Source organism: Paraflavitalea soli, from assembly GCF_003555545.1.
GTDB lineage: Bacteria > Bacteroidota > Bacteroidia > Chitinophagales > Chitinophagaceae > Paraflavitalea > Paraflavitalea soli.
In genome coordinates this window covers 4,417,755-4,433,290 of record NZ_CP032157.1, presented here as the reverse complement: position 1 = coordinate 4,433,290, position 15,536 = coordinate 4,417,755, and the positions used below count along the sequence as shown (strand labels likewise).

At 47.4% G+C, this 15,536-nt stretch carries 13 protein-coding genes; 5 read left to right on the top strand and 8 right to left on the bottom strand.

Annotated features, from left to right (window positions below):
* Positions 1-67: 67 nt before the first annotated feature.
* Positions 68-1,000: an alpha/beta hydrolase gene (locus D3H65_RS16525; protein ID WP_119051367.1), complete on the bottom strand. Its 933-nt coding sequence runs from the start codon at positions 998-1,000 to the stop codon at positions 68-70.
* A gap of 231 nt (positions 1,001-1,231) precedes the next feature.
* Between D3H65_RS16525 and D3H65_RS16520 the strand changes: the two genes are divergently transcribed.
* On the top strand, positions 1,232-1,693 hold the full coding sequence (locus D3H65_RS16520; RefSeq protein ID WP_119051366.1) for a hypothetical protein: 462 nt from the start codon (positions 1,232-1,234) through the stop codon (positions 1,691-1,693).
* Between the two features lie 83 nt (positions 1,694-1,776).
* Here the strand turns inward: D3H65_RS16520 and D3H65_RS16515 are convergent, their stop codons facing one another.
* Both D3H65_RS16515 and queA read right to left on the bottom strand, forming a co-directional pair.
* Positions 1,777-2,913, bottom strand: a complete 1,137-nt coding sequence (locus D3H65_RS16515) for a glycosyltransferase (RefSeq protein WP_162915667.1) — start codon at positions 2,911-2,913, stop codon at positions 1,777-1,779.
* 138 nt (positions 2,914-3,051) lie between these two features.
* Entirely contained in the window at positions 3,052-4,101 is a 1,050-nt protein-coding gene (gene queA, locus D3H65_RS16510) for a tRNA preQ1(34) S-adenosylmethionine ribosyltransferase-isomerase QueA (RefSeq protein ID WP_119051364.1), read from the bottom strand.
* A 325-nt stretch (positions 4,102-4,426) separates the two neighbouring features.
* On the opposite strand from queA, the gene D3H65_RS16505 reads away from it, so the two are divergent.
* Complete coding sequence (locus tag D3H65_RS16505; RefSeq protein ID WP_119051363.1) at positions 4,427-5,797, top strand: TraB/GumN family protein; 1,371 nt, start codon at positions 4,427-4,429, stop codon at positions 5,795-5,797.
* Entirely contained in the window at positions 5,794-8,340 is a 2,547-nt protein-coding gene (locus tag D3H65_RS16500; RefSeq protein WP_119051362.1) for a hypothetical protein, read from the top strand. The genes D3H65_RS16505 and D3H65_RS16500 overlap by 4 nt, the downstream gene beginning before the upstream one ends.
* Positions 8,341-8,351: 11 nt before the next feature.
* Here D3H65_RS16500 and D3H65_RS16495 read toward each other — a convergent pair whose 3' ends face one another.
* On the bottom strand, positions 8,352-10,139 hold the full coding sequence (locus D3H65_RS16495) for an ABC transporter ATP-binding protein (protein WP_119051361.1): 1,788 nt from the start codon (positions 10,137-10,139) through the stop codon (positions 8,352-8,354).
* A gap of 19 nt (positions 10,140-10,158) precedes the next feature.
* Positions 10,159-10,929 (bottom strand): AMP nucleosidase, encoded by a 771-nt coding sequence (locus D3H65_RS16490; protein WP_119051360.1) that lies wholly within the window; start codon positions 10,927-10,929, stop codon positions 10,159-10,161.
* Positions 10,930-11,039: 110 nt separating this feature from the next.
* On the opposite strand from D3H65_RS16490, the gene D3H65_RS16485 reads away from it, so the two are divergent.
* Both D3H65_RS16485 and D3H65_RS16480 read left to right on the top strand, forming a co-directional pair.
* The gene (locus tag D3H65_RS16485) at positions 11,040-11,480 is read left to right on the top strand and encodes a type I restriction enzyme HsdR N-terminal domain-containing protein (RefSeq protein WP_119051359.1); all 441 of its coding nucleotides are present in this window, start codon (positions 11,040-11,042) and stop codon (positions 11,478-11,480) included.
* 51 nt (positions 11,481-11,531) lie between these two features.
* A complete protein-coding gene (locus D3H65_RS16480; protein WP_119051358.1) occupies positions 11,532-13,817 on the top strand; it encodes a DUF2339 domain-containing protein in 2,286 nt (761 codons plus the stop codon).
* Here the strand turns inward: D3H65_RS16480 and D3H65_RS16475 are convergent, their stop codons facing one another.
* The 3 genes from D3H65_RS16475 to D3H65_RS16465 form a co-directional block, all read right to left on the bottom strand.
* Complete coding sequence (locus D3H65_RS16475; protein WP_119051357.1) at positions 13,818-14,348, bottom strand: GNAT family N-acetyltransferase; 531 nt, start codon at positions 14,346-14,348, stop codon at positions 13,818-13,820.
* Positions 14,345-14,767, bottom strand: a complete 423-nt coding sequence (locus D3H65_RS16470; RefSeq protein ID WP_119051356.1) for a GNAT family N-acetyltransferase — start codon at positions 14,765-14,767, stop codon at positions 14,345-14,347. The genes D3H65_RS16475 and D3H65_RS16470 overlap by 4 nt, the downstream gene beginning before the upstream one ends.
* 97 nt (positions 14,768-14,864) lie before the next feature.
* Entirely contained in the window at positions 14,865-15,491 is a 627-nt protein-coding gene (locus D3H65_RS16465) for a hypothetical protein (RefSeq protein WP_162915666.1), read from the bottom strand.
* Positions 15,492-15,536 lie beyond the last annotated feature (45 nt).

The following is a 15,536-nucleotide window of genomic DNA, read 5'->3' as shown; positions in this document are numbered from 1 at the left end:
AGATCTTATTTAGTCAGGAAGCCTGCATTACGGCAGCAATCCGAAACACGCAACACTAAACGCGGAACTACCTGACCCACTTATTGCTCTTCATCCATTCCTGCAGCAGGTCCATCCACTTCACTTCACTGGTCTTGTTGATCATGCCAAAACCATGGCCGCCTTTTTCATAAAAGTATATTTCTGCGGGCACCTTATTCTTTTGGAGGGCATCATAAAATTCCTGGCTATTCTGGTACAGGACCGTTTTATCGTCCTTGGCATGTACCAGGAAACTGGGTGGGGTGAGTTTGGTGACCTGCAGTTCATTGGAGTATTCCCTGATCTTCCCGGCCGATGGATTGTCGCCTAGCAACTTGGTGCGGGAACCCTTGTGTCCCAGGCTGTCGGAAAAGCTGATCACCGGATAGATCAGGATCAGGAAATTGGGTCTTAAGGGTGATTTCTTAGACACCTTTTTCTCAGGCTGGCCAGTGACATAATTGTATTGAAAGTGCGTGCCTGTTGTTGACACAAGGTGACCACCGGCGGAAAAGCCCATAATACCCACCTGGTCCTTCTTGATACCCCATTCTTCGGCTCTTGCCCGAACCACCAGCAGCGCCTGCTGCGCGTCCTGTAGCGGCCCGATCTCTTTGTTGATCATGGTAGTATCATTCGGCAGGCGATATTTCAGTACAATGGCTGTAACACCCATTTCATTGAACTTCCGGGCTACATCCGATCCTTCATGACTGGCCGCCAGGATGGAATAACCTCCGCCGGGGCAAACGATCACCGCTGTACCGGTGGCTTTTTCTTTGGGTGCCTGGTAGATCGTGAGCGTGGGCCTGGTTACGTAACTGATGCGGAGCTTGCCATCAGCGCCCACCACCGAGCTTTCCTTATCGGTCGTTGGCTTTGAATTGGGGATACTGTCGGGATATAAGGGTATCGTGATCTGTGCCATAGTAGCTTGCGCAAAACAAATAAAGGATAAAAGGGCCAGCGAACGTTTCATATGGTTTGAGTTGATAGTCAAATATAATGCAAAACGGATCAGGAATCCAATCAGAGGTGACACCTTTCCCCGGCATCGCAAACGAAAGGTGTCACCTCTTAAGCTACTGTTCAAATAGGAACGTTCCCATTTACTTTTCTTTCACAGAATGTTAAGTTAAAACAGCAGTAGGGGCCATTGACCCATGTAACTATTGGGTATACCTTCAGGTCATACAATAAACCAGCGTTTATGAAAAAGCTATACTCCCTTTCAACATTGTTTGTAATACTGATAGTGTTCACCGGTTGTAGTAAAGACATCCTGAAGCCTTATGATGACCGTATTGAAGGTGTGTGGGAACTGACGGATGTAAACAAAGTAGGCTGGGGTAGTACCAATCTCAACTTTACCGGTGGACGGTTTACTTTCTATGGAAATGGTCAGGTGGATTACGAAGATGGCTATGGTGGATTTTATGAAGGAAGATGGGATATCCGCACCCGTAATATACCCGATTGTTACATAGATGAAAATGGTAATTCCTTCTGTGATGGCCGTAATGTACGTACCTTAAGTATCAATGTTACCGATTTCGTGACCCACGACGTGCGTTCAGAGTACTTTGATGAGATCGTATTTACCGGCACCAACCGTTTCAAAGCTTATCTCTACGATGGCAATAGGACCTATGTGTTCAAGTTCAGTAGGTAATGAAACAGCTATTAGCCTTTAGCTTTTAGGTGTTAGCACTTTTGCTTCGCCAAGAGCTAAGGCTAACAGCTAATACCTAACAGCTAGCGCCTGTATTTCTTCAGCAACCCTTCATACAACCCCTCGATCTGCCGCGTCATCATAGCCGCGCTATAGGTAGAACTGATAGTGGCCCTGGCAGCTTTACCGAGCCGCTCGCGCAACGCGGGATCGGTTAATTGTATAATGGTTTGTGGCAGCGTATTGTCTAAGGTCTCTACGGGGAGTAATAGACCATTCGCATTGTGTTGTATTACTTCTGAGGTGCCATCCACCTGCGTGCCGATAATAGCCTTGCCCATGGCCATGGCTTCCAGCAAGCCGATAGGCAATCCTTCCCATAAGGAAGGCAGCACAAATACATCAGCCGCCGCCAGTACATCCGGTACATCCTGGCGGAAGGGGGCAAAGATCACCTGGTCTGCAATGCCCAGTTGCTTAACCATCTCCAGCGCTTCCGCTTTCTGATCACCATCACCCACCATCAACAAACGCAGGGAAGGCAATTGCTTCACCGCATTGGCAAAAGCATTGATCAGTTTCAGCGGCTGCTTCTGGTGAATGAAGCGGGCCACAAAGAGCACCAGTGTTACATCCTTGGGTATATTCAATTCACTCCGCACGTCCTTGAAAGAACGGGCCGGATCGAATTTATGCTGGTTAATCCCGTTGTTCACCACCACCGATTCAAACCCTTTGAAGGTTTTCTTTCCACTTTGCTGGTTGGAGGCGGAAACCGAGATATTGATGTCCGATTTATTCGTGAGCAATTGTTCACCCATTACCCGTACCTTCTTGATCAATGGATTCTGATCATCATGGAACGACCAGCCATGGATCGTATACACCAGGGGCAGTTTCAGTTTCTTGGTAGCCCAGAATACATTCGAATTAGCCCGGGTACCATGTGCATGTACCAACTGGATATTATTGGCCTCTATAAAGGCTTTTACACGCTTCCATTTGCTGATATCGAATGGTTTCTCCGTATAGATCACTTCCGTTTGTATGCCCATTTCCTTCAGCCTGTCTACCATGGGACCATCGGTAAAGGAAAGTACTACCGGTTCGTAGCGGTCTTTGTCCAGGTTCTCTACCAGGCTCAATAAGTGACTTTCTCCTCCACCGATCTGTCCCTGACGGATGGTTTCCAGTATGCGTATTTTGTTGGAATGGCTCATAACGAATGCGAAAGTAATACAAGCAGGCAGCATATGAAAGAGGGACAAAAGAAAAGCCCCACTTAAGTGAGGCTTTCTTTTATCAGGTTGTTTGAGCCGGAAGAACGGGAAACCCGGAACTCCAGACCCGAAACTGAATTAGATCACGATCATCGCATCGCCATAGCTGAAGAAGCGGTATTTGTCCTTGATGGCCTTCTTGTAGGCTTCCATCGCCAGGTCATAACCGGCAAAAGCACAGGTCATGATCAACAGGCTCGTCTTTGGCAGGTGCAGGTTGGTCACCAGTGCATCGGCAATGTTGAACTGGTAAGGAGGGTGGATGAAGATATTCGTCCAACCTTCAGAAGGCTTCAACAGCTTTTCCGCAGTGTAAGAAGATTCCAGCGCACGCATGGTGGTAGTACCCACTGAGCAAATGCGGTGATTGCCTTCAATAGCCTTATTCACGATCTTACAGGCAGTATCTTCTATACGGTAGTACTCAGCGTCCATTTTATGTTTGCTGAGGTCTTCCACTTCAATGGGGCGGAAAGTACCGAGACCCGTATGCAGGGTTACTTCTGCAAAGCGGATACCCTTAATTTCCAACCTTTTGATCAGTTCAATGCTGAAGTGCAGGCCGGCAGTAGGAGCCGCTACGGCACCTTCATGCTTGGCATAAACCGTTTGGAAACGTTCTTTGTCTTCCGCTTCCGGTTTACGTTTTATGTATTTTGGCAGGGGCGTTTCACCCAGGAATTCCAGCATCTGGCGGAATTCATCGTCGGTGCCATCCCACAGAAAACGGATGGTGCGGCCACGGGAAGTAGTATTGTCGATCACTTCCGCTACCAGCTCATCGTTCTCGCCGAAGTAGAGTTTATTACCTACACGGATCTTACGGGCGGGATCAACGATCACGTCCCAAAGACGGTTGGGCTTATTCAATTCTCTTAAAAGGAATACTTCAATTTTAGCACCTGTTTTCTCTTTGCGGCCATACATACGGGCAGGAAATACTTTGGTGTTATTGACTACAAATACATCCTTGTCATCAAAATAATCCATGATGTCGCGGAAATGCTTGTTTTCAATCTGGCCGGTTTTGCGATGCACCACCATCATGCGGGCATCTTCACGTTTCTTCGTAGGGTGTTGGGCAATAAGATTAAGCGGTAAATCAAACCTGAACTGTGACAGTTTCATGTGAATTATAACAATTTTATTACGGTAGGTAGCCACATGATACCAAGCGGTAGTAAGAGCGGGTACGTCGGGGAAACTGCTCCGGGACAAACGAGGTCTTACGGCACCAGGTTTGATAACATGTCAGGCATAAATTTCAAGCGGGCGAAGGTAGCAAAAAAGAGCCATATGAAAAAATAAAGTAAAACCCCACGGCTTATATGTCCAATTCCCGGAGGAATAGCGTTTTAGGAAAACAAAAACAACAAATATTTTATGATTTCAGACGTTTTTAGCATCTTTCACAGGGCCTAATTTCCCGATACCTCATAAACCCTCCCTTTGTATGAGAAAAACAGTTCTCCCAATCCTCCTCCTGCTCTCTTTCTATTCTACTCCTTTATTGGCCCGGCAACGTAGCCAGACAAGCAAACCGTCGCCTGCTGCTAAACCGCCGGTGAAGGATATCGGTAAGAAGTACCCCAGTCTCCTGTGGGAGATCACCGGCAATGGCTTGAAAAAGCCCTCTTATCTTTTTGGCACCATGCATGTAAGCGATAAACTGGCCTTCCACCTGGGCGACACTTTTTACAATGCCATCAAAAGCGCTGAAGTGGTTGCCCTGGAAACCAATCCTGAAACCTGGCAGGACGATTACAGCAAATCGGCTTTTTTCGGCGCAAAAGGAAAAGGCGCCGGCAATAACCTGGGCCGGGGAAACTGGCAGTCCGCCACCGATAATATGCGCATCACCACCTTTGCCATCGACAGTTATGAAGATGCCATCAAAGCTGCCCTGTCTGTAGAACCTTCCATGATCAATGGCATGTTGTACCGGACCGATGGCGCGCGCACCGCCGATTTTGAAGAAGATACCTTCCTCGATATGTACATCTTCCAGGTAGGCAAAAAACTGGGTAAGCGCCTCAGTGGGGTAGAGAACTTTGAAGAAAGTGAGAAACTGGTTATGGAAGCCTACAAAGACATGATCCGTGACCAGAACAGGAAAAAGAAAAGTTACGACATGGAAGGCACCATGACCAACCCCAAAAAAGTAGAAGAAGCGTACCGCCGGGGAGATCTCGACATGTTGGATTCACTGGAAGCCATGACGGTGTTGTCCGATGCCTTCCAGGAAAAGTTTTTATACAAGCGCAATGAGATACAGGCCAACTCCATTGACTCCATCATCAAAAAACAATCCCTGTTTGTAGGAGTAGGCGCTGCCCACCTGCCAGGCACCAGGGGCGTGATAGAAATGCTGCGACAGAAAGGGTATACCCTGCGCCCGGTAATGATGGATGGCCGCAACAGTACCCAAAAGGAGTCCATTGCAAAAATACGGATGCCCCATACCTATACTACCCAAAGTCCCACTGATGGCTTTTACAAAGTGAGTATTCCCGGCAGGAAATTCTACCAGTTTACCGATTGGAGCGGGATGGATGTGGTGCAGTATGCCGACCTGGTCAATGGCGCTTATTACATGGTCACGCGCATTAAGACCAATAGCCTCGCCCTCGGGCACAGTGCGGAAACGGTATCCAGGAAAGTAGACAGCCTGTTGTATGAGAATGTGCCCGGCAAAATAATAAAGAAGACCGCCATTATGAAAAATGGCTATAAGGGATACGATATTGTAAACCGCACCAGGCGGGGGATTACCAACGGTATAATATTTTCATTACCCCTTTTGAACTCATTCTGTTCAAAATGAGTGGCAATGGCGAATACGTTACCGGCGGTGGCGAAGCCAATAAGTTTTTTCAATCCGTTCAGTTAAAAGAATACAATGCAGGTGAATGGCAAACCTGGCAGCCTGCTACAGGTGGATTTAGCGTACAAGTGCCTCATGTGCCTGCTTTATTACGCGATAACAATGTGGGTACCGACAGGATGGAATACAGCGCCTGGGACAAGCAGGATGGTAATAGCTACCTGGTGATGAAGGTCAACCTCCACAATTACTCTTTCCTGGAGGAAGATAGTTTTGAATTGAACCTCGTCGATGAAAGCTATGGCTATTCAACCTTTATTGACAAACAGCTAAGCCGGAAGTTTATTAAAGTCAATGGATATCCCGCACTGGAAGCAAAATACAGTCATAAGGATGGTAGTTATAGTGCGGCCAGGTACATTATCCGCGGGCCTGTGTATTATGCCGTCATAGCAAGGTATAAAAAGGAAGATCCCAACGTACGCCGGTTTTTAGAGTCATTTTCCATCCAGCCTTTTGTTTACCCGGCTGTAAAAGCAAGAACAGATACATCCCTGCATTACACCGTACAATCTCCTGTATTTCCTGATCCTGGTAAGAAGGATGAGGCAGCGGGTATGGAAGATATATATAGGATGGCCTTTGAAGAAATGGGTGGCGAGGGCTTATGGGGAAGCGGCGACGAAAAGTATTCCGTCATCAGCAATGACACTACCGGAGAAAAAATACTGGTTACTTATACCGCCTTGCCGAAGTATGCTTATTGGAAAGACAGCGCCACCTTCTGGAAACAGAATGTTGATGATACCTGGAATGAGGACAGCTCCTTCGTCACCCGCCTGGATAAGCGATACGATCTGCCCAATGGCATAAAGTGCCGGGAAAAACAATATACAGATACCGGCAGCAGCCGTTTATTGATGGTGAAAACCTGGTACAAGGAAGGGCATCTGTTTAATATTGCTACGCTCACCGATACGGTAAGCCGCCCCAGCTCTTTCCTGCAAAATTTCTTTGCCAGTTTTACCCCGGCAGATACCCTGAAAGGACAATCCGTATTTACGCGAAGGACCCACCAGGTGGTGGCAGAACTGTTTAGCAAAGACAGCCTGACAGCACGGAAAGCCGCCAGGGCCATCTTCCTCGTACATTTCGATTCAACAGATGTGCCGCTGTTAAATCAAACTATTGATTCCCTCAACTGGGACCATACAGAATACCTGCGCACTAAAAAACACCTGGTAGGCTGGCTGGGCAGGTTTAAAGACAATAGTGTAACTACTTACCTGCAGGCTTTGTATTGGAAAATAAAAGACACCGCCGATTTTCAACATGCCATTCTCAATTCACTCACCAGTCAGCGTACACAATCATCTTTTAAAGCCTTTAAGGACCTGATACTGCAGGAGCCTCCCATTGATGAAGGAAATTCCTGGAATGAGGATGCCGTATCGGTGGTACCCGGTTGGCATACTACCATCTATCCTCCGCTATCTGGCGGCGCCCGCCGGTATGTTGATGTGGCTGCGACTGCGGCAGGCGTGGGATATGACTGGTATGACCTGTATGATACCCTGGCGCTCACCAAAACCATCTTTCCGGACATCCTGCAACTGATGAATATTGATGATTATGAAAGCAGGGTGATGAACCTCCTGAAGGTAATGGTAGACAGCGGTTTCCTGAAAGCCGCAGATTATGAGTCCTATTTTGGTAAGCTATATCTCGATGGAAAGCAGTTGCTGAAAAAGCAGGTAGCGGCCGAAGGCAAAGTAAAAATAGAACGCGCCGGCAAAAAGGATAAGAGTGGAGCTGCTGCTCTCTTCAGCCTGGGAGATGATGATGAGGAGGACCAGGAGGTTGATCAGGGCAATGGTGCGCTGGAACAATATGCGGCCTTGTTATTACCCTTCCGGGATAAACATCCGGGCGTGCAGTCGTTCTTTGAGCAATTGATGAAAACAGGCGACAGGCGGCTGTTGTACAACACTTTCCTCCTGCTGTTGCGTAATAAGCAGCCAGTACCTGATTCCCTTTTCGTGAAATATGCAAAACCTGATGAATACCGGAGTGAGCTGTACGGCGATCTGGAAAAGCTGAAAATGACCGCTCAATTCCCGGCCCAATACAAGACCCAGCTGGAAATGACCCGCAGCTTGTTGGTCAATGGAATAAGCAGGTATGAAAAAATGGATACCATTGTATACCTGGATAAACTGCCCGTTACTTACAAAGGGAGGAAGGGCTATGTATACTTCTACAAATACAAAAAGATGCGGGATGATATAAGCTGGCAACTGGCCTCAGTAGGAATGCAGCCGGAAAAAGCCGATGAGGTGAGTGTGGACGATGACGAATTTACTACCAGGGAGGAAAGAAAACTTGAAACCGATATACCCGTCAAAGAACAACTGGAGAAGATGTTGAAAGAGATGGTCTACGCAAAGCGCAGCAGCGCTTCGGAGTTTTACCAGGCCCGCAATTTCAGGCTGTACAAAGGATACATGTCTGAAATGGTGAAGAGCAGGCGATACCGGGATTAGGGTAGCGCTTGTCAACTGAGTATTCCCTTCGGGATAGAAGCGATCAATTGCTGTGTATAAGCCTGTTTAGGATGAAAATACACCTGCTCTGCATCGCCGATCTCTTCGATCCTTCCTTTGTTCATCACCATAATACGGTCGCTGATATAGCGTACCACAGAAAGATCGTGGGAGATAAAGATGATCGTAAAACCAAATTCCTTTTTGAGATCATTCAGCAGGTTCAGTACCTGGGCCTGCACACTTACATCCAGGGCTGATACCGATTCATCACATACAACAAAAGAGGGGTTGAGTGCGAGGGTCCTGGCGATTACGATGCGCTGGCGCTGACCGCCGGAAAATTCATGCGGGTACCGGTCAAAATGTGCCGCTTGCAGGTTTACCTTTTCCAGTAGTTCCACCACTTTATCCTTACGTTGTTTAGCGGTGGGCAGCAGCCCGTGCACTTTCAATGGTTCCGCAATGGCTTCGCCAATGGTGAGCCGTGGATTCAGGGAAGAGTAGGGGTCCTGGAACACGATCTGTATATCTTTGCGAAGGCTTTTTAAGGCATCTCTCTTTTGAGCCGTCAGGTCTGCACCGTTGTAAAATATATTGCCTTTGGTGGGTTCTATAAGTCGCAGCACCGTTCGGCCCAGGGTGGTTTTACCGCAGCCCGATTCGCCTACCAGTCCCAGCGTTTCTCCTTTGTATACCTCAAAACTTACATCGTCTACCGCTTTGGTATATTCCAGCGGCTTGCCCAGGAACGTTTTCTTCGAAGGGAACCATACGCTGAGATGATCCACAGTCAGCAGTGGGGAGTTGGGAGTTTTGAGTTCAGAGCCTGGAGTCTTGAGTCGGGTATCCGAAGACTGGTCCTCATTCGAAGGCTTCAGGTTACCGAATCCTGCCGCGCTGTATTCTTCTGTATGCTGAATTCTGTATTCTATATTCTCTCTCCTCCCTTCCAGGAAATCACTTACCACCGGCAATCTTTCTCCCTTCGGATGCAATATCGGCCGGCAGGCCAGCAATCCTTTGGTATAGGGATGCTGAGGGTTACTGAAAAGCCGGGCAATGGTACCCTGCTCCACAATATTTCCTTTGTACATCACTACCGCTTTATCGGCTATTTCGGCTACTACACTCAGGTCGTGCGTAATAAAAATAACCCCCATCTGTTCCGTTTGCTGCAGCGATTTGATCAGCTGCAAAATAGTTTTCTGTACCGTTACATCCAGGGCGGTAGTAGGTTCATCACAGATCAGCAGATCGGGCTCACAGCTCATGGCCATGGCGATCATTACCCGCTGCTTTTGGCCGCCACTCAACTGATGAGGGTACCGGTGAAACAGCTGAGCAGGGTTGGGAAGCTTTACTTTCTCAAACAGCTCAATCGTTTTTTGGGTAGCTTTCTCTTTGGATAATTGCCGGTGCAGACGAATGGCTTCCATTACCTGGTCGCCGCAGGTGTATACCGGGTTGAGGGAGCTCATGGGCTCCTGGAAGATCATGGCTATCTGGTTGCCCCGTATGGCCCGCAGCTGCCGGGGAGTTTGGGTGAGCAGGTTAACCGCTGTTTTGCCATCGGGCGAGAAAAGAATATTACCCTGTGTATACCGGGCGGGTGGCGTAGGTAACAATTGAAGTATGGACAGGGAGGTAACGGATTTGCCCGACCCTGATTCGCCAACGATGGCTACAATTTCACCACGCTGTACTTCCAGGGAAATATTATTGATGGCTGTGGTAGTTCCAATTTCTGTTACGAAATCTACCTGCAGGTTATTGATCTGTAAAAGGGGGTTGGCCATGTAGGGTACAAAAGTATTATCAGAACTTCAGGTGTCGTACGGTAAGTCCGTTATTGATGAGCTGCTTCAATGAATCAATGCCAATACGCAAATGACGCTCCACATATTTAGCCGTTACCGCTTTATCACTTTCTTCTGTTTTCACACCTTCCGGTATCATAGGCGAATCACTCACCAGCAGCAGGGCACCGGTAGGTATCTTATTGTAAAACCCTACAGAAAAAATGGTAGCTGTTTCCATGTCAATCGCATAACTGCGGATGCGTTGCAGGTACTCCTTGAAATGCTCATCGTGCTCCCATACCCGGCGGTTGGTGGTATAAACAGTGCCCGTCCAGTAATCTACTCCATAGTCCCGTATGGTGGTCGATACTGCTTTTTGCAGGGCAAAGGCTGGTAAGGCCGGCACTTCGGGTGGAAAATAATCATTGGAAGTACCTTCTCCCCTGATTGCTGCAATAGGCAAGATCAGGTCGCCAATATTATTACGCTTTTTCAACCCGCCACATTTGCCGAGGAAGAGAACAGCTTCGGGCTCAATAGCCGTAAGCAGGTCCATCACCGTGGCAGCGGTAGGACTGCCCATACCAAAGTTGATGATGGTGATGTTTTCCGCCGTAGCACATTGCATCGGACGGTCGAGCCCTACGATCGGTACCTTGTTCCATTCGGCAAACATTTTTACATAGTTGCTGAAATTGGTAAGCAGGATATACTTGCCAAAATTTCCGAGGGCCTCCCCCGTATACCGGGGAAGCCAGTTTTGAACTATATCTTCTTTTGTCTTCATATTAAGGATTAAATTTCGTTTATTTTCCTCAAATGAGGGGGAATTTATATACCAGGACCGCTGCTCACATCTCCTTTCGCCTTTTCGGTACTTAGCATTAGATTTGGCCCATGATCCGCATTGAGTATCCATCATTTCCGTTCCGTATCAGGGAAGAAGAAGGCAAAGAGCTCATCTTCGATGAGCTGCGCCGGTTATGGATACGTTTGACCCCCGAAGAGTGGGTGCGGCAAAACTTCCTGCAATACCTGGTGCAAACCATGGGTTATCCTGCTTCCCTGATCGCCATTGAAAGGGAATTAAAATTGGGAGAGCTTCGTAAGCGGTTTGATGTACTCGTGTACAACCGGCAGCACCAACCCTGGCTGATGGTGGAATGCAAGGCCATGGAGGTCAATCTCGATGAATCCGTTTTGCAGCAGGTGCTTCGGTACAATATTGCGGTGCCGGTACCTTTCCTGGTCATTACCAACGGCCACTACTGTGCGGGATTTGAAAAGCGTGGGCAACAGCTGCAAGCCATTGGTACACTGCCGGTATTCATACATTAGATTTCTCTTAACGCTTTTTGTATTTTCTTTAAAGTAACCAACCCCGCCTTTATGGCTACAGTACAGGAAAAAATTGATGAACTAACCCGTCACATCAACGAACTGGCTGCGCAACAAACGCACCTGGGTAAACAACTCCTGGCCCTCATGAATGAGTTGGATGAGCTGAAAAGGCAGGTAAGTAAACAACCTGTTGAGGAAAAGCAACCCATTGCTGAAAAGGTGATCGAATATAAGGAAACCGTCACTGCTCCCTCCCGTAAGCCGGTGGAGCCTTCACCCACCCAGCGACAAAAAACACCATCTGCTACACCTACCGGTAGCAACGCCCGCTCTTTCGAAGAGTTTATCGGTAAGAACCTGGCCAGCAAGGTGGGCATACTGATTACCATCGTAGGTATTTTCATTGGTGCACGATATGCCATTGAACACAACCTCGTAAGTCCGGTAGTGCGCATCGTAAACGGCTATGTAAGCGGACTGGCCTTGATAGCTGTAGCCCTGAAACTGAAAAAGAAATATGTGACCTATAGTTCCGTGTTGATGGGAGGAGGGCTATGCGTATTGTATTTCATTACCTATATAGCCTGGAGTTTTTATGCGATGCTGCCCCAACTGGCGGCTTTTGGCCTGATGTTGTTGTTTACAGCCGCCATTGTGTATGTGGCTGTTTGGTACAACCAGGTAGTGATCGCTCACCTGGCCCAGGTAGGCGCCTATGCTATTCCCTTTTTACTAAGTAATAATTCAGGCCGCTTTGAGATACTGTTCTCCTATATACTGATCATTAATGCCGGGATACTGGTCTTGTCATTCTACAAATACTGGAAGTCCCTGTTCTACGTGGCCTATATCGCCACCTGGATCATTTATGGCGCATGGTATTTAGCGGAATACAATGGGGAGCATTTTCCTTTGGCCTTTGGTTTCCTGGCTGCTTTTTATATCCTGTTCTACGCTACTTTCCTGGCCTACAAACTCATCAGGAAAGAACAATACAATATCGGCGACGTGTTCTTACTTCTGTCCAATGCTTTTATCTTTTATGGATTGGGATACGACCTGTTGAATAATTATGCCAATACCCGCTATTGGCCGGGTATATTCACCCTGGCCAATGCCCTGGTACACCTGGCAGTGAGCATCATCATCAGGAAGCTGAAACTGGCCGATAAGGCATTGTATTATTTAGTGCTGGGCCTCGTGGTGGTTTTCCTGACCATTGCGATCCCTGTGCAGCTGGATGGCAACTGGGTTACCCTGCTATGGGCGGCAGAAACTGTATTGTTGTTTGCCATTGGCCGTGGCCGTCAGGCAGAGCTCTATGAAAAACTGGCGATAGGCCTGGTCATCCTTGCCTTTGCCAGCCTCATTCAGGACCGTACACACTGGCTGTATGCATCGGATCGTGCGTTGCCCTTCTGGAATATGGTTTTCTTTACTGGTCTGTTTGTGATGGGGGCATTTGGTGTGATCACCTGGATGACCTGCCAGCAGAAATGGAAAGTGTTGCCGGAGAACAGAACGGGTGTCAATGCGTTCTTCGATTATATAGTGCCTGTATTACTGCTGCTGACCAGCTATTATATTCCATTCCTGGAGCTAAGGGACGGCTTATGGAAATTGCAAAGTGAATGGCCTGCCAGCCGTTCGGGAATAGCTATAGAAGAGGAAGGGGCGTTATTGGTGGCTGCCGTGCTGTTTCTCTATACCGAAGTATTTGGTGTTACCGTATTGTTCCTCAACCAGCGCTGGATCAAAAACCGGTGGCTGGCCACCGCTTCGTTGGTAAGTATAGCCTTGATGTGTGGCTATTTGCTGCTGGCTACCTTGCCAACTTTGAATGAAATGAACATTAATTATTTCACGAAAGATGGCGATGCCCCATCGGGCGCCTGGCCCCTGATGATCCGGTATGCGATCCTTGCTTTGCTGGTCTGGATCATAACAATGGGCAGCCGGATAGTAAAACTGTATATCGTTGAGACGGTCATGCAACAAGCCTGGCGTTTATTGATCTATCTAACCGTATTGGGGATCATCAGCTATGAATACATTAACTGGACTTCTATAACCGGCGCGCAAGACCAGTTCAAGGTAGGCCTTAGTATCATCTGGGGTTTATTTGCACTCGGGTTGGTGGTGTATGGCATTCGCAGGAAACAGAAATACCTGAGGCTGGCTGCCATCGTATTGTTTGTGATCACTATTCTGAAGCTGTTCGTGTTTGACCTTGCAGAGGCCGGCACCATTACCAAAACTGTTTCCTTTATTACCCTGGGTGTTATATTGCTGCTGGTATCCTATCTGTACAACCGTTACAAAGAGGTACTCTGATTATTTCAATATACGGCGTTCCTCCGTGGTGGTCCTCACTTCTTTGAAACCTGCTTTTTTATAGATCGGAAGCGCATTGGGATGATCCAGTGCGCAGGTGTTGAGTTGTATATGTTTAGGCTGGTAGCTCCAGGCTTTTTGTATCACTGTTTGCAGGAAATAATGTCCGTATCCCTTGCCAATAAATGCGGGAAATAAGCCGAAATAGAGTATTTCCACATGGTCCTTTTCCCGTACAAACTCTGCAAAGCCTGCAGGCTGGTCTTCTATGTGCAATACAAAAATATCTACATTGGGCGCATTGATCTTTTCATGCAGCAGGTGATCTTCCATCACCATCCGGTCGAGCCAATACCATTCTTTACCTACGCCGTAATAGTAATTACGATAATCACTCACGGAGATAGGCTTGGGCAGCAATTCAAAATCCAACTTAAAAGCAATGGGGATGGTGTTGGCAGGTTGTTCATGCATTTCCAGGAAGGTTACCTGCACAGGTCTTAAAAAGACGCGGGAAGTATCAATGCTCATTGTAATTTCTTTTGACAGTGAAAGCCAATGATCTTATAGCCCTGGTTGAGCCAGAACCGGATACCTTTATCATTCACTACATAACAGTTGAGTTCAGAAGCAATGCATCCTTGTGAGCGGCCGTATTCATATACCCAGTCCATCATTTCCTCGCCTACTCCTTTATTGCGGTATTCAGGCAATATCATCACATTGTCGGGTTCAATATGTTTGCCTACGTAGTATTTATTGAGGATCCACATGCCACAAATACCGATCATTCTGCCACTATCATATACCCCGGCGCACTCATAATTGCGTTGCATCATATCTGCCAAACGTTCCTGAAGCGTATCTTCAGGAATGGCATCATTCAAAATGCGCAGGAATGGAATAATACTGTAGAGTTCCTCTTTGGGAATGAGGCGGATCTGGTACATAGGCAATGCTTCTGCTCTTCGAAATTAGCATTTTTATACCATCTGCCCCACTGATTTGATAGCCGGTAGATGCATTTTGCCGACGGCTTCGTAAAAGTTATTGCAGTGCATTGTAATTAGCCCGGTCCGCTGAGTCGATCCAGGTATTGATCGTATGCATCCTGGCATCATGTGCCAGCCGGAGGGAGGCTGATTGCATATCGTTCTGATCTACCATACGCAGCGATATCCATGCTTTTGACGAGCCATCCCATACCCGCTCCTGCTGTGTTTGTTTACCTTCATAATTTTGTAACAGCAATTCGAATTGTACCATCCTTGCTTCTACCCGTTTATCTTCTACCAATGACAATTTGCCCCAGTACAGGCGATAGAATTTTTGGCGGGCAGTTTTATAATCCTCGCTATCACGCACTTCATTGGCCAGCATAGCGGTTACTTCCACCGCTTCAGCATAATATTCCAATTGTTTTTCATAAAACATTTTCGAGAAATCCCGGTTGGCCTGTCGGGTCTCTTCTGCCACCTTGCCTATTTTCTCTTCATTGTATTTTTTGAATTCATGCCAGGTAGCCCAGATACCAACAATAATGGCCAGCCCCTGCAATATCTTGGTAGTGGTTTCTATGAGGTTGATTTTGGCAGGCGACTTGAATTTGGTAGCTACTTCGGCCCTGTACTTTTCCTGCAGTTCAATATGCGTCTTTTCGGCTTCTGTCAACATCGTGACTGGTTTGATGGAGGAAATAATGGCGCCTTCTAAAATAGC

Excerpts from the sequence above, each read along its gene's own strand:
- D3H65_RS16475 (WP_119051357.1), bottom strand. The coding sequence starts at position 14,348 with ATGAGCATTGATACTTCCCGCGTCTTTTTAAGACCTGTGCAGGTAACC.
- D3H65_RS16490 (WP_119051360.1), bottom strand. The coding sequence starts at position 10,929 with ATGAAGACAAAAGAAGATATAGTTCAAAACTGGCTTCCCCGGTATACG.
- D3H65_RS16525 (WP_119051367.1), bottom strand. The coding sequence starts at position 1,000 with ATGAAACGTTCGCTGGCCCTTTTATCCTTTATTTGTTTTGCGCAAGCT.
- D3H65_RS16500 (WP_119051362.1), top strand. The coding sequence starts at position 5,794 with ATGAGTGGCAATGGCGAATACGTTACCGGCGGTGGCGAAGCCAATAAG.
- D3H65_RS16465 (WP_162915666.1), bottom strand. The coding sequence starts at position 15,491 with ATGTTGACAGAAGCCGAAAAGACGCATATTGAACTGCAGGAAAAGTAC.
- queA (WP_119051364.1), bottom strand. The coding sequence starts at position 4,101 with ATGAAACTGTCACAGTTCAGGTTTGATTTACCGCTTAATCTTATTGCC.
- D3H65_RS16470 (WP_119051356.1), bottom strand. The coding sequence starts at position 14,767 with ATGTACCAGATCCGCCTCATTCCCAAAGAGGAACTCTACAGTATTATT.
- D3H65_RS16495 (WP_119051361.1), bottom strand. The coding sequence starts at position 10,139 with ATGGCCAACCCCCTTTTACAGATCAATAACCTGCAGGTAGATTTCGTA.
- D3H65_RS16480 (WP_119051358.1), top strand. The coding sequence starts at position 11,532 with ATGGCTACAGTACAGGAAAAAATTGATGAACTAACCCGTCACATCAAC.
- D3H65_RS16505 (WP_119051363.1), top strand. The coding sequence starts at position 4,427 with ATGAGAAAAACAGTTCTCCCAATCCTCCTCCTGCTCTCTTTCTATTCT.
- D3H65_RS16485 (WP_119051359.1), top strand. The coding sequence starts at position 11,040 with ATGATCCGCATTGAGTATCCATCATTTCCGTTCCGTATCAGGGAAGAA.
- D3H65_RS16520 (WP_119051366.1), top strand. The coding sequence starts at position 1,232 with ATGAAAAAGCTATACTCCCTTTCAACATTGTTTGTAATACTGATAGTG.
- D3H65_RS16515 (WP_162915667.1), bottom strand. The coding sequence starts at position 2,913 with ATGAGCCATTCCAACAAAATACGCATACTGGAAACCATCCGTCAGGGA.